The sequence below is a fragment of the Pseudothioclava alba genome, assembly GCF_033100795.1.
In the GTDB taxonomy this organism is placed as follows: domain Bacteria; phylum Pseudomonadota; class Alphaproteobacteria; order Rhodobacterales; family Rhodobacteraceae; genus Pseudothioclava.
In genome coordinates, this window is sequence record NZ_JAWLVI010000001.1 from 548136 (window position 1) to 561092 (window position 12957).

Consider the following 12957-nt stretch of genomic DNA (forward strand, 5'->3'; position numbering starts at 1 on the left):
CCTCTTCAGAATCGGCCCCCTATTTGCGCGTGAAAAGACTTAAATCTTGATTAACACCCACCCGATTATCAACTTAGGGCTGTGGCATTCGTCTGGCAAGATTATCCATTAGGCCAGCTTGCGCAGCGTCGCATAGTAAAACCCGTCGCCCTGCGGGTCGGGCAACCAGCGTTGCGCGGCCTCCAAAGACCACCGACCATCCGCAGCCAGATGGGCAATGCGGTCATGGTTCTCGCAGGGCAGAACCGAGCAGGTCATGTAGACAAGGGCGCCCCCACTGGAAACAAGTTTGGAAGCATTATCAAGAACTTGCGACTGGATCCTCACAAGCCCATCGAGCCGTTCCGGCGTCAGGCGCCATTTCGCTTCGGGAGAGCGCCGCCAAGTGCCGGACCCGGAGCACGGCGCGTCGACCAGCACGACATCATAGGACTTCTCCGGCTTTCCGGGCGGTAAAACATGCAGGTTCACCCCCGCGCGTTCGGCCCGAACCGGAATATCGCGCATCCGGCCCGCGTCAATATCATGGGTAAAAATCTGTGAATCAGGAAACCGCGCCGCCAAAGCCAAGGCCTTCCCCCCGCCGCCCGCGCAATAGTCCAGAACCCGCGCGCGATCCGGCACAGGGATCAGCCCCACCGCAGCCTGCGACGAGGCATCCTGCACCTCGACCAGCCCCGTCAGATAGGCCTGTGAAGTCTGCACCCTGCGCGCGCCGTCAGTCACGATCAGTGCGGTTTCGACGGTCTCGTGCGGGAGCGTCTGTATGCCCTCAGCCGCCAACGCCTCGATCATCTCGGGGCGGGTGGCCCGCGCGATATTCACCCGCAACGTCACGGGTGCGCGTTGGCGCATGACCTCGGAAACCGTGCCGAAATCATCCCCCAATGCCTCGCGCAATTGCGGCAGCATCCACGCGGGCCAGTCAAACTGCGCAAGATCGTCGGGAGCAGGCGCGTCCAGCGCTGCAGCCTCACTCTCGGTCACGACTGCGGGCGCAAAGCGCTCGCCGCTGAACAGCGCCGCCACATCCTGCCCGCTGGCCCGCAGCGCGCCCAGCATCACCCCACGCCCTGTGCGCGCCCCGCCAAGCGCCGCGAACGAGCCAAGGCAGCGCAGCGCATCGAACACATGGTCGCGGATCGCGGCGCGGTCCTTGGACCCCGCGAACCGATTTGCGCGGCCCCAATTGGTCAGTTCACGTTCCGCCGGAGCACCGGCCAGAACGCGGTCCAGAATCTCGATAGCGGCGGATATACGGGCGGCTGGGGTCATGCGCGCTTCCTAGCGCTCTGCCCGCGCGCAGGCAAACAAAGATTGCGGGCGCGCAAAACAAAACCCCGACCGCTAAGGCCGGGGTCTGTCGTTCCGAAATCAGCCGATCCGGTAGTTCGGGCTTTCGCGCGTGATCTGCACGTCGTGAACGTGGCTTTCCTTCAGCCCCGCGCCGGTAATACGCACGAAATTGCAGTTCTTGCGCATCTCGGCCACGGTCGCGTTGCCCGTGTAGCCCATCGAGGCGCGCAGACCGCCCACCATCTGGTGCAGAACGGTCGAGACCGGCCCCTTATACGGCACCTGCCCCTCGATCCCCTCGGGAACGAGTTTGTCCGACGCCGCATCCTTCTGGAAATAGCGATCCGCCGAGCCGCGCGCCATCGCGCCAAGCGAGCCCATCCCGCGATAGGATTTGAACGAGCGCCCCTGATACAGGATCACCTCGCCCGGGGATTCATCGGTCCCCGCGATCATCGAGCCGACCATCGCAACCGAAGCCCCCGCCGCAATCGCCTTCGAGAAATCGCCCGAGAACTTGATGCCGCCATCCGCGATGACCGGAACGTCGCCTGCTGCGCCTGCGCAATCCATGATCGCGGTCAACTGCGGCACGCCAACGCCCGCCACCATCCGCGTGGTGCAGATCGAGCCGGGGCCAATCCCCACCTTCACCGCGTCGACGCCCGCGTCGATCAGCGCTTTGGTCGCTGCCGCCGTCGCCACGTTGCCCGCGATCACCTGAACCTTATCGCCAAATTCCTTCTTGGCGCGGCTCACGGCCTCCAGCACACCGGCGCTATGGCCATGCGCCGTGTCGATGACGATAATGTCGACGCCCGCATCAACCAGCGCAGCCGAGCGTTCAAATCCTGCCTCACCCACGCCGGTAGCCGCCGCCACACGCAGGCGCCCCAGCTCGTCCTTGCAGGCCGAAGGGTTCAGCACCGCCATCTCGGTATCTTTCAGCGTCAGAAGGCCGGTCAGGTGGCCTTGGTTATCGGTGACCAGCAGCTTCTCGATCCGGCGCGCCTTCATCAGCGAGATCGCCTCGTCACGGTCGGCAGGCTCGCGCAGGATCGCAAGGTTGTCCGAGGTCATCACCGCAGACACCGGCGTATCATCAGAGGTCGCAAAGCGCATATCGCGGTTGGTCACAATACCCACAACGCGACGCTCGGCATCAACCACGGGGAAGCCGGTGAAATTATAGGTCGCGCACAGCGCGCGCGCATCCGCGATGGTCTGATCGGCTGTCAGCGTGACAGGGTTATAAACGATACCGGATTCAAAACGCTTCACACGGGCGACCTCGGCGGCCTGCGCGGCAACATCAAGGTTCTTGTGGATCACGCCCACGCCGCCCGCCTGCGCCATCGCGATCGCCATACGCGCCTCGGTCACCGTATCCATCGCCGAGGACATCAGCGGAATCTTCAGCTTGATCTTGCGGGTGACAAAGGTCGATGTTTCAGCGGTCGAGGGAAGCACAGAGCTTGCCGCCGGAACCAGCAAAACGTCGTCGAAAGTGAGAGCCTCACGAATCTGCATTGGGGGTACTCCGTGGCAGGGAACGATTGGCACGTCCCCATTCCACGCATAGCCCCGGAAAGCAACCCCTCAGGCGGCAGCCGCGTTGGTTTTTATCGCAAGCGACCCGCTGGCCCAGTCTTTCAGGATGCGAAACGCGATCCAGGGGATCACCAGCGTCGCCAGCACCAGCACCAGCCCGCCCGGCACCCGCCAGATGCCGCCCATCGCCAGCCAGAACCCTGCAAGAGAGGCCAGCGGGAAGGTCAGCGCCCCCCACATCGGCGAGAACCCCGCCGCCAGAAGCCAGCGCACACCGCCAATCATCGCGACCAAAATCGCCGCGCAAAGCACCGCGAAGATGGTTGCCATCGCTTCGGAGTTAAACCCCTGCGCAACCGTTCCCAAAAGAGCGGCGGGGGCCAGATGGATTGCCAGCAGAGGACGAAGGGGCGCGGGCACGCTGGCCGCTCCGAATTGCTGCATCTGCACCGTCCAGATTACAACGACCGAGACCATCGCGACCCAAAACAGCGGAAAGGCCACAGAGGTCTTCCCCATGCCCGTAGCAACCACCGAAGCCACGATCCAGCCCGAGAAGATGAGCTGGAACACGGGGCTGACGCGGCGCTGCTCTTTCGGACCCGTAGCGAACACATAAAGCACAACCAGCGTGAGAACTCCGTGCAGCCCCAGCCCCGCATAAAGCACCATTGCCGCCATCTGTGGCACGAACGGCACCAGAAGCCCCGCGATCAGATACACGCTTAACACCGAGGCCGCCGCCCCCGCCCGCCCCGGCAGGATGCGCAGATCCTCGGCCAGAACCTTGGGACGGCGCACGATCTTGCCCGCGAAAGCAACCAATGCGAAAGCGGCCAGCAGGGTCACCGCCCCGCCCAGAACCTGCGCAAATTCAACCGGCACGCCGAACTCGGGCGCGCCGCGGCGCCACGCCATCGAAAGCCCCAACAGCCCAAGGATCGGCGGGAACACCGCCGGAGGAACACGCCGCCACAAGCCCTTGGGCGTGGGGTTCGGAGCCTTGAAATGCATCGGACACCTGCCTCGTCAACCTTAATACGGAGGGCAATCTGCACCATTTGCGCGCCCGAGGAAAGAGCCGCTGTCTACCCCGGCAGGCTCCAGAGTGTCGGGCCAAGTTCGCGGACCCGCGCCCCCGTCCCGAGCTTGAAATGCATCAGCCCCGCGCCGCGCTCGGAGTTGACATCCCCCAGATCGAACCAGCGCACCCCCCGCGCCCGCAGCGCCAAAGCCGCCCTCCACAGCAGCAGGTTATGCGCGCCGGTCTCGCGCCCCTCGGGGCCGCTCCAGCCCGCGTGATAGGTCGCGCTGTCACCGTGGAGCAGGACCACCACCCCTGCCAGCGGCGCCTCCCCGCACCCCATCGCCTCCAGCGTCAGAACCCCTTTGGACCCCGCAACGGCTTGCCATGCCAAGACAAACCCCGGCGGCAGGCTGCGATAGCCGCGCAGCACCTGCTGGCTGGCCTCCTGCGCCAAAATCCATGCGGGGTCACGCGCCGGCCTGACCTGCGCAATCTCGCGCTCTGCACGCCCCAGACGATTGCGCCATTTCCCCTGCAATCCCGCCCGAAGCGCGGGTTCATCCGCCTCAAGCGCCCATATCGCCTGATGGCGCGGGGTAATCAGCGGCACCAGCCCCCTGCCCGAAACCGGCTCCTCCGGCATCGCCAGAAGCACGCCGGGAACCTCGCGCGCCAGCCCGCGCAACACCCTGCGGTGGTCCGGGGGCTGAAGGGCGCCGCAGATCACCAGCGCGCGGGCGCAGCTCCACACCCCCTTGCGCCCGACGATCTGCGCCATGGCGACAGGCCGCCCATTGAGCAGGGCAACCATCCGCCGCAGCCCGCGACCGGCCCCGCGCGCGATCTCGCCATAGGTGAAATCGGCCTGCATCGCCGTGCTCCGATGCGGCGACAGCGCCCGCAAGGCCGTGTCCCACCCGCGCCCGTTCCCCGTCCAATGCTGAAAAACGATATTTTTCATGAGAGGTGTTAAAACAAAATTTACCTAATGAACGATTAATGGGGACAACAACCACGAGGCCGACATGGCAAGCGACGAAAACCCCATCCCCGAACCCCGCCTGACACTATGGGTGGCTCTGATCGCCGCGACGGTGTTCTCGGCACTCTGGCTTGCAAGTTTCGCCATGCTGCGACTCGTTGGATGGGTTTGAAAAACCAATGCAAAATGAACCGTTCAGTGCAAGATGACGATAAAAATGCGAAAACCGTGTCGCCCTCGCAACAAGCTGCGCCGCAGCATCACAACAGCTTGTCAATCGACGCCACGTCACCCCATCGTGCAAATTGATTCACAATCGTGTCATGGTAGCGTTGACGTGAAGGGAAAGTATTCTTTCAGGGAAGAGGAACAACAATGAAAAACGTACTCATGACGGCAAGCGTGCTGGCTTTTGCTGCCGGGTCCGCCGTCGCAGGGGGGATCGAACGCTCCACGCAATCGACCGCAATTCTATTCGAGAATGCGGACAACTATCTTGAATTCAACTTCGGCGCGGTAAACCCAAGCGTGTCCGGCACGGCGATCCCGGCCCTTGGCGGCTTCGGGTCGGGCGACATGGCTGGAAACTACAAGTCGCTGTCCTTCGGCTACAAAAAAGCCCTGACTGACAAGCTTGATCTGGCGATCATCTACGATCAGCCGCTTGGAGCCGATGTCAATTACGCAGCCGGCACGAACTATGTGATTCAAGGCTCCACCGCCGAAATCAAAAGCGACTCGCTGACCGCGCTGATGCGCTACAAAATGCCCCAGAACGTCTCGCTCATTGGCGGGGTGCGGGCCCTGCGCACATCTGGTGTGGCAGATTTGAACGTATTTGTTCCCGGCATAGGCCCTACCCCATATGCGCTACAGTCGACGAAAGAGACCGATTTTGGCTATGTTCTGGGCGTCGCCTGGGAAAAGCCGGAAATTGCAGCCCGCGTTTCGCTGACCTATAACTCGGCTATCACGCACAACTTCACGGCGCTGTCCGAGTCCTCCCTGGTTCCGGGCGCCGATGATCAGTTTGAGACCGAAGTGCCGCAATCGGTGAACCTTGATTTCCAGACTGGCATCGCCGCAAACACCTTGCTCTTCGGTTCGGTGCGTTGGGTGGATTGGTCAGCTTTCAAGCTTGACCCCAAAGGCTACTCGGCGACTTACGGCGATCCGCTCGTCTACTATGACAACGATGTTGTCACCTACAGCCTCGGGCTTGGCCGCAAGTTCAATGAGAACTGGTCGGGCGCGATCATGTACGGTTACGAGAAATCGGCAGGCGATCCGACCGGCAACCTCGGCCCGACGGACGGCTTCAAATCCTACGGAATCGCGGCCACCTACACCCAGGAAAACGTCAAAATCACGGGCGGTGTTCGCTACGTCGATATCGGCGATGCGACCACTCGCGTCTACAACAGCTCGTTTACCGACAACAAAGGCTGGGGCGCGGGTATCCGCATCGGCTACAGCTTCTAAGCGAGACGCTTGAAATCAGCATCGAAACCCCGCTGGAAACGGCGGGGTTTTTTCTGTTCTTGTATCGGGCACAAGTTCCGGGTGGCGAGCGGTCTTTTGGATCGTTAAAAACCTCGCATGAGCCAACCGATCCCAGCCCTTCAATCCCGCATGGCGCCCCTGACTTGGGGCTTGCTCCTGATCCTTGCAATGATCTGGGGCAGCTCGTTTCTGGCCAATCGCGCGGCCCTTGAGGGCGTGGGCGTCCTGACCACTGTTGCCTTTCGAGTAGCGGGTGGCGCCTTTTTCCTTTGGGTTTATGTGTTCGCACGCGGCATCAAACGCCCAACAGGCCTGCGCCCCGTACTTGCCTTTTTGCTGATGGGGGCCTTTGGCAACGCCCTTCCCTTTTCGCTGATCGTCTGGGGGCAGCAGCATATCAACGCTGGCCTTGCCTCCATCCTGAACGCCTCGGCGGCGGTCTTTGGCGTTGTTATCGCCGCCGTTGTCTTTTCTGATGAGCGCCTGACGCGCCATAAAGCCCTTGGTGTCGCGGTTGGCTTTGCCGGGGTCATCATCGCCATTGGCTGGGAATCACTGACCACCATTGACCCAAGCGCCTTAGGCCAATGGGCAATTGTGGCTGCCTCGTTTTCCTATGGCGTTGGCGCGGCCCTCGCGCGCGTTTTGATGCGGGGTTTCGCCCCCGAGGTTTCGGCCGCTGGCGCGCTGACCGGTGCGGCCGTATGGATGATCCCGATGATGCTGATGGTCGAGGGTGTCCCGGATTTCAATTGGCCGATCCAAAGCCTGACCGGCGTCGTCTGGCTGGCCTTTGTCTGCTCGGCGCTGGCCTATCTGCTGTATTTCCACATCCTGCAAGTCGCGGGTATGGCGAATATTTCGCTTGTCGGGCTGCTCATCCCGCCCTTTGCCATCGTCGCGGGTGCCGTTGTTTATGGCGAACGCCTGGGCATGAACGAAATCACGGGCTTCGTGGTGCTGACCCTTGGCCTTCTGATCCTGCGCTCCGAGAAAAGCTGACGCAAATCCTGCGTGACGGGCGCCTTGGTTTTGCGCTAAGTCCTTGGGCAAGCATGAGGTGAGCGAATGATCTACAAGACCCGCGCAGACTGGACCGCTGCAACGCGCAAGCGTGTGCTTGTGTTTGGCATGTCCGGACTGGGCAAGACCTATGTCAGCGCGATGCTGCGTGAGCGGGCCTGGTTCCACTACTCGATCGATTACCGCATCGGAACGCGCTACATGGGCGAATATATCGCGGACAACTTCAAACGCGAGGCGATGAAGGTGCCGCTTCTGCGCGAGCTGTTGTTGACGGATTCGGTCTATATCGCGTCGAACATCACCTTTGAGAACCTTGCGCCTTTGTCCACCTATCTGGGCAAACCCGGCTCGCCTGCGCGGGGCGGCCTGCCCTTTGACGAATATACCCACCGCCAGAACCAGCACCGCGTGGCCGAGACCTCGGCGCTCCTGGATACCGGCCATTTCATCAACCGCGCGGACGAGATCTACCGGATCGGCAATTTCATCTGCGATACGGGGGGGTCGATCTGCGAGGTGGTCGATCCGAACGATCCGAACGATCCGATTATGACGCATCTGTCGAAAAACCTGCTGATGGTCTGGATCGAAGGCTCTGACGCGCATACCGAAGAGCTTGTGCGCCGTTTCGATCGCGCGCCGAAGCCGATGTATTACCAGCCCGAGTTTCTGGAACGCAAATGGGTCGAATACCGCGTGCAGCGCGGGCTGAAAGAGGACGAGGTCGATCCCGATGACTTCGTGCGCTGGACCTATCGTCAGGCGCTCGAACACCGCCAGCCGCGCTATCGCGCGATGGCGCAAAACTGGGGGATCACGGTCAAGGCCGAAGAGGTTGCCCTTGTCCGCGACGAAAAAGACTTTAGATCGCTTGTTGAAAGCAAGTTGCCTGCGTAACGAGTTACCTTAATAACGCCTTGTAGAGGACTGAAACCAATGCCTATCACGCTCCCGGAAACGCTCCCTGCCTTCGACATTCTGTCGCAGGAAGGCGTGATGGTGATGTCGCCGGGGCGTGCCGCTACGCAGGATATTCGTCCTTTGCGCTTTGGTCTTTTGAACCTGATGCCGAAGAAAATCCAGACCGAGAACCAGTTCGCGCGTCTGATCGGGGCGACGCCCTTGCAGATTGATTTCCAACTGATCCGCATGAGCGAGCACCAGACCAAGAACACCGCCGCCGAGCATATGGAGGCCTTCTACCGCCCCTTCGCAGAGGTCGAAGCCTCGGGCGAGCGGTTTGACGGGCTGATCATCACCGGCGCGCCGATCGAGCAGATCCCCTTCGAGGAGGTCACCTACTGGGACGAGCTGCGCCGCGTGTTCGACTGGACACAAACCCATGTGTTCTCGACCTTTGGCGTGTGCTGGGGCGGCATGGCGATGGCCTATCACTTCCACGGCGTCAATAAACACGCGCTGGACCACAAGGCGTTCGGCTGCTTCCGTCACCACAATTGTGCGCCCGCCTCACCCTATCTGCGCGGGTTCTCGGACGACCTTCTGGTGCCGGTCAGCCGCTGGACCGAGATGCGTGGCGACGAGATCAAGGCGGCAGGGATGAAAATTCTTCTGGATTCAGATGAAACCGGCCCCTGTCTGGTTGAGGACGCAGCGCACCGCGCGCTCTATGTGTTCAACCATTTCGAGTATGACTCGGGCACGCTGAAGGAAGAGTATGACCGCGACGTCTCGGTCGGGAAGCCGATCAACGTGCCGCTGAACTACTACCCCGATGACGACCCCTCGCAGACACCCAGTAACCGCTGGAAATCGCACGCACATTTGCTTTACGGCAACTGGGTGAACGAGGTCTATCAGGGGACGCCTTACGATCTGGCCGACATCGGACGCTAGGCGCCCCTTGCGGGGTATTCGTCCGCCGCTATAGTCAACTCCGTTAACATTTCCGATGGGCAGACGGAGACAGGCCATGAGCAAAGCGCAGGACATCCCCTTCGTGGGCGACATCACCCGCTTTTTGAAAGACGAGGCGCCAAAGGAGATCCGCAAAGCCATTGAACATGCGGGCAAGGACGACATCCTCTCGCAAAGCTACCCTTACCGCGAGGAGCTGAAATCCAAAGCCTATGAACGCCAGATGGAGGCGCTCCAGATCGAACTGGTCAAGATGCTCTGGGATCTGAAAGCGACCGGCAAGCGCCTTGTCGTTCTGTTCGAGGGGCGCGATGCCGCCGGAAAAGGCGGCACGATCGAGCGGATGCGCGAGAACCTGAACCCACGCTCGGCCTATGTCGTGGCGCTGCCAAAACCCACCGAGACCGAGGCGACCCAATGGTATTTCCAGCGCTACGTCGATTGGCTGCCTGCTGCCGGTGAAATCGCGCTTTTCGATCGCAGCTGGTATAACCGCGGTGTGGTCGAGCATGTCTTTGGTTTTTGCACCCCCGAACAGCGCGAGCATTTCTTCGCGCAACTTCCGAGTTTCGAGAAAATGCTGGTCGATGAGGGGATTGTGCTGGTCAAGCTCTGGCTTAACGTCGGGCGCGCCGAGCAGTTGAAACGCTTTCTCGACCGCGAGAATGACCCGCTCAAACAGTGGAAGCTCTCATGGATCGACGTCGAGGGGCTCAAGAGATGGGACGCCTATTCGGCAGCAATTCAGGACACGCTTGAGCGGTCTTCGACCGAGCATGCACCCTGGACTGTGGTCCGATCGGACGACAAAAAACGCGCCCGCATCGCCGCAATCCAGACCGTTCTGACTGCCGTGGACTACGCGAAGAAAGACACCCAAGCTATTGGTACAATTGACGCTTCGATCTGCGGCGGGGTTGACCTTCTGAATGTCTAAGCGCGGCTATCATCACGGCAATCTGCGTCAGGCGTTGGTTGAGGCGGCACTCGACCTGATCGAGGAAAAGGGTCCGACCGGCTTTACCCTTTCCGAGGCCGCCAAGACCGCAGGCGTCACCCCCGCCGCCGTCTACCGCCATTTCGACGGGCGCGAGGCGCTGATCATCGAATGCGCGCGTCAGGGCTATTCGATTTTCGCGGATCTGATGGAGCACGCCTGGAATGACGGCAAGCCCTCGCCGCTGGCCGCCTTTGGCGCAACCGGGCGGGCCTATCTGGCCTTCGCACGCAAGTATCCGGGGCATTATATGGCGATGTTCGAGAGTGGCCTGTCGCCGAACCGCGTCCCCCTGCTGGCGCCGCTTGCCGCGCGGGCCTTGGGCGTGATGGAGCGCGCGACCGCCTCGATCACCGACCACCTACCCGCAGACCGCCGTCCGCCCGCGGCGATGGTCGCCGCCCACATCTGGTCGATGAGTCACGGCGTGGTCGAGCTTTATGCCCGAGGCGAGCCAGGCGCCCGCGCGCCTTTCCCGCCCGAAGAGCTTTTGGAAAGCGGAATCGGCGTATATCTGCGCGGACTTGGGATCATTGCTCCTGACCACTAGCACACACCCAGCACCTAACTACATGTTTTTCATCTGTTTTTCACCGACAAAGCGGCTCACGAACCGATGTGACCCAATCTTTCTGTCGCGCGAGTGATTTTTTCGCAAATCGGGGGTTGCAAGCCAACGCGCCTCACTATAAATCCCCCTCTACCAAGAAGACCACCGATGCGGAGAGGTGCCGGAGCGGTCGAACGGGGCGGTCTCGAAAACCGTTGTGGGTGTGAGCCCACCCAGGGTTCGAATCCCTGTCTCTCCGCCACTTGCCTTTGATTTCATTTAGAAATTCGGCAAGTCGCCAAAACCTACTAACGCTCTACTACTCTTTCTCAGCCGGTGTTTTCGCCGGTTTGAAAGCGTAAGTTGCGCGTTGGTATTCGGCCTCGCTCTACATATAGTTAGTCGCAAGAGTTCACGCACAATGCGAGTTTATTATACGACGCTACAGTTCAACGCCAGAAGACCACCTTTTTAACAAAGGCGATTGGTTCGCCACGCAGGAAGCTTGGAAACAGAAGCTAGTGGCATCTATTGAGGCCATGAACGGCGACGAATTGCTGAACACTTCAACGTCAGACTTGGCAAACTACTATGCTTGTGAGTTTGAATTTGACGTTCCTACGATCCTCGACACCCGCAGCGGCGCAGACTTCGCGCAGGATCAAACGTCGCAACGCGCGCTCTGGAAACTCTGCCCCGGCATCGCCTGACCACGGCCAGCATTCATCTACGGCAAAGGTCAACCTGCCCTATTTCGTCGCGTCAGAAAACCAGTCCTCAAAGCTGGGCAATGTGTGGGCGTAGTGAGTGAAACGATCCCGCATATAGCCAATCATCCCTCGGTCTGTCGAAACAAAGTAACTTCCGAAAGGATATGTGATCGCAATCCGATCATTCAGAATAAGGATCGGGTCTGTGCTTTGCGTGGTTTCGTCGGCAACAACGATCTTCGCCTGATCGTGGCAATTCTGTGCAAACTTCTTAATGTTCTCCAGCATTTTCAGGGCGGTAATTCCTGATACTCGAGAAAACACATTCCGCCGCTCGATAAGGTCTCTTAGAACCGAGGCGCGCAGCAAGATAACGCCCGGCACATTCAGGTAGCTCGCCTGATTGTATATCCCGATTTGTGCCTGCGCCGCCTCGAGCGGAATCCGGTTTTCGATCGCCAGAAACTCGGGCGTTTTGCAGAAGTCAGGGATGTTATAGGGGCACCACTGAGCGCTGCTCCATGGTTGCAGCTCTTGCAGGATCTCGAACAGTTTCGGCGTGGAAATCTGCTTGGGGTGCAAAAATGCCCCCTTCAGATCGCCCAAATACCGGGTGCGGGCATTCACAAGCGGGAAGAAGTCGGCAATATCAAGATGCAAGGCATAGGCCAGCTTGAGGCAGTTCATCAAGCTGGGCAGCCGGTCATTCTTGTCCGACAGGATCATCGAGAGGGTGGACTTCGGAATCTCCGCCTGCTCCGCCAGCTGTGCTGGCGATAGATCCAGTTGCGAAGCTGCTTTTTGCACCACCTTCCGGAACATCTCGGCCACTTCGGGAACCGAGATATTAAGGCTGCCCGAACTATGTTCAGGGGATGTCAGGCTGTCTTTCATGCCAAGTCATTCATCGGGATATTCGGCAAAGACAGGGGCGCCATGATGGCCTTGAAGTCAACGGGACCGAACGGATAATCGACCCATCTTTGGTATACGCCTTGTTCACAAATGCGAACGAATTTAGGCAACAGACGCCGACGAGTTCCGACATGTGAACGGGTTTAGTTATTTCTTGTCAATGACTTCCCCGTTGCTAGAAAACGCCGCTCATGAGGCGCGAGCTTCAGAAAATTCAGCAAATGGCGGCGTTCGCGACCGGAGAATGATCCGGCGCGGAGCTATCTTCACCCACAGCCTCCCATCAGGTCGCATGAGCATTCTGGGGGGCTTACAAAAGGCGCTTGGTCGCCCGGGCCTCGGGGGGGCTAAAAGAATGAGAAGTTGGATACGAGTGGTAGCTCTCGCAGCGGGAGTTACCACGATCGGCGGGCCCGGATTTGCCCTAACGGAATCTTCGCCCACGAGCTCGGTTTCGAGCATCGGGACTTGCGCGGTTACATATAGCAATGTGGCGCCTGTCAGCAATTTTCCCGATAGTTC

12 protein-coding genes and 1 tRNA gene are annotated in these 12957 nt (G+C 60.2%); 8 read left to right on the top strand and 5 right to left on the bottom strand.

Going from position 1 to position 12957, the window contains the following annotated elements:
- Positions 1-108: 108 nt before the first annotated feature.
- The 4 genes from RYZ20_RS02675 to RYZ20_RS02690 form a co-directional block, all read right to left on the bottom strand.
- Positions 109-1275, bottom strand: a complete 1167-nt coding sequence (locus RYZ20_RS02675; RefSeq protein WP_317670323.1) for an RsmB/NOP family class I SAM-dependent RNA methyltransferase — start codon at positions 1273-1275, stop codon at positions 109-111.
- A 99-nt stretch (positions 1276-1374) separates the two neighbouring features.
- Positions 1375-2826, bottom strand: a complete 1452-nt coding sequence (gene guaB, locus RYZ20_RS02680; RefSeq protein WP_317670324.1) for an IMP dehydrogenase — start codon at positions 2824-2826, stop codon at positions 1375-1377.
- 69 nt (positions 2827-2895) lie between these two features.
- Positions 2896-3861 (bottom strand): TDT family transporter, encoded by a 966-nt coding sequence (locus tag RYZ20_RS02685; RefSeq protein ID WP_317670325.1) that lies wholly within the window; start codon positions 3859-3861, stop codon positions 2896-2898.
- Positions 3862-3935: 74 nt separating this feature from the next.
- Positions 3936-4835 carry a GNAT family N-acetyltransferase gene (locus RYZ20_RS02690; RefSeq protein WP_317670326.1) on the bottom strand — a complete coding sequence of 300 codons (900 nt, stop codon included), beginning with the start codon at positions 4833-4835 and terminating at the stop codon, positions 3936-3938.
- A 396-nt stretch (positions 4836-5231) separates the two neighbouring features.
- On the opposite strand from RYZ20_RS02690, the gene RYZ20_RS02695 reads away from it, so the two are divergent.
- The 8 genes from RYZ20_RS02695 (at position 5232) to RYZ20_RS02730 (ending at position 11520) form a co-directional block, all read left to right on the top strand.
- Positions 5232-6338: a hypothetical protein gene (locus tag RYZ20_RS02695; RefSeq protein WP_317670327.1), complete on the top strand. Its 1107-nt coding sequence runs from the start codon at positions 5232-5234 to the stop codon at positions 6336-6338.
- A 117-nt stretch (positions 6339-6455) separates the two neighbouring features.
- Positions 6456-7361, top strand: a complete 906-nt coding sequence (locus RYZ20_RS02700; protein WP_317670328.1) for a DMT family transporter — start codon at positions 6456-6458, stop codon at positions 7359-7361.
- Positions 7362-7427: 66 nt separating this feature from the next.
- Entirely contained in the window at positions 7428-8282 is an 855-nt protein-coding gene (locus RYZ20_RS02705) for an ATPase (protein WP_317670329.1), read from the top strand.
- Between the two features lie 39 nt (positions 8283-8321).
- A complete protein-coding gene (locus RYZ20_RS02710; RefSeq protein WP_317670330.1) occupies positions 8322-9242 on the top strand; it encodes a homoserine O-succinyltransferase in 921 nt (306 codons plus the stop codon).
- 76 nt (positions 9243-9318) lie between these two features.
- On the top strand, positions 9319-10200 hold the full coding sequence (gene ppk2, locus RYZ20_RS02715) for a polyphosphate kinase 2 (protein WP_317670331.1): 882 nt from the start codon (positions 9319-9321) through the stop codon (positions 10198-10200).
- Complete coding sequence (locus tag RYZ20_RS02720) at positions 10193-10810, top strand: TetR/AcrR family transcriptional regulator (RefSeq protein ID WP_317670332.1); 618 nt, start codon at positions 10193-10195, stop codon at positions 10808-10810. Before ppk2 ends, RYZ20_RS02720 begins: the two co-directional genes overlap by 8 nt.
- 172 nt (positions 10811-10982) lie before the next feature.
- Positions 10983-11072 (top strand) — tRNA-Ser (locus RYZ20_RS02725).
- Between the two features lie 277 nt (positions 11073-11349).
- Entirely contained in the window at positions 11350-11520 is a 171-nt protein-coding gene (locus RYZ20_RS02730) for a hypothetical protein (protein WP_317670333.1), read from the top strand.
- A 39-nt stretch (positions 11521-11559) separates the two neighbouring features.
- Here RYZ20_RS02730 and RYZ20_RS02735 read toward each other — a convergent pair whose 3' ends face one another.
- On the bottom strand, positions 11560-12414 hold the full coding sequence (locus tag RYZ20_RS02735) for a helix-turn-helix transcriptional regulator (protein WP_317670334.1): 855 nt from the start codon (positions 12412-12414) through the stop codon (positions 11560-11562).
- Positions 12415-12957: the final 543 nt, after the last annotated feature.

What these genes read in the sequence shown, in the direction of transcription:
- RYZ20_RS02685 (WP_317670325.1), bottom strand. Translation starts at nt 3,861, where the DNA reads ATGCATTTCAAGGCTCCGAACCCCACGCCCAAGGGCTTGTGGCGGCGT.
- RYZ20_RS02720 (WP_317670332.1), top strand. Translation starts at nt 10,193, where the DNA reads ATGTCTAAGCGCGGCTATCATCACGGCAATCTGCGTCAGGCGTTGGTT.
- RYZ20_RS02730 (WP_317670333.1), top strand. Translation starts at nt 11,350, where the DNA reads ATGAACGGCGACGAATTGCTGAACACTTCAACGTCAGACTTGGCAAAC.
- RYZ20_RS02735 (WP_317670334.1), bottom strand. Translation starts at nt 12,414, where the DNA reads ATGAAAGACAGCCTGACATCCCCTGAACATAGTTCGGGCAGCCTTAAT.
- RYZ20_RS02710 (WP_317670330.1), top strand. Translation starts at nt 8,322, where the DNA reads ATGCCTATCACGCTCCCGGAAACGCTCCCTGCCTTCGACATTCTGTCG.
- RYZ20_RS02690 (WP_317670326.1), bottom strand. Translation starts at nt 4,835, where the DNA reads ATGAAAAATATCGTTTTTCAGCATTGGACGGGGAACGGGCGCGGGTGG.
- RYZ20_RS02695 (WP_317670327.1), top strand. Translation starts at nt 5,232, where the DNA reads ATGAAAAACGTACTCATGACGGCAAGCGTGCTGGCTTTTGCTGCCGGG.
- RYZ20_RS02675 (WP_317670323.1), bottom strand. Translation starts at nt 1,275, where the DNA reads ATGACCCCAGCCGCCCGTATATCCGCCGCTATCGAGATTCTGGACCGC.
- guaB (WP_317670324.1), bottom strand. Translation starts at nt 2,826, where the DNA reads ATGCAGATTCGTGAGGCTCTCACTTTCGACGACGTTTTGCTGGTTCCG.
- RYZ20_RS02705 (WP_317670329.1), top strand. Translation starts at nt 7,428, where the DNA reads ATGATCTACAAGACCCGCGCAGACTGGACCGCTGCAACGCGCAAGCGT.
- RYZ20_RS02700 (WP_317670328.1), top strand. Translation starts at nt 6,456, where the DNA reads ATGAGCCAACCGATCCCAGCCCTTCAATCCCGCATGGCGCCCCTGACT.
- ppk2 (WP_317670331.1), top strand. Translation starts at nt 9,319, where the DNA reads ATGAGCAAAGCGCAGGACATCCCCTTCGTGGGCGACATCACCCGCTTT.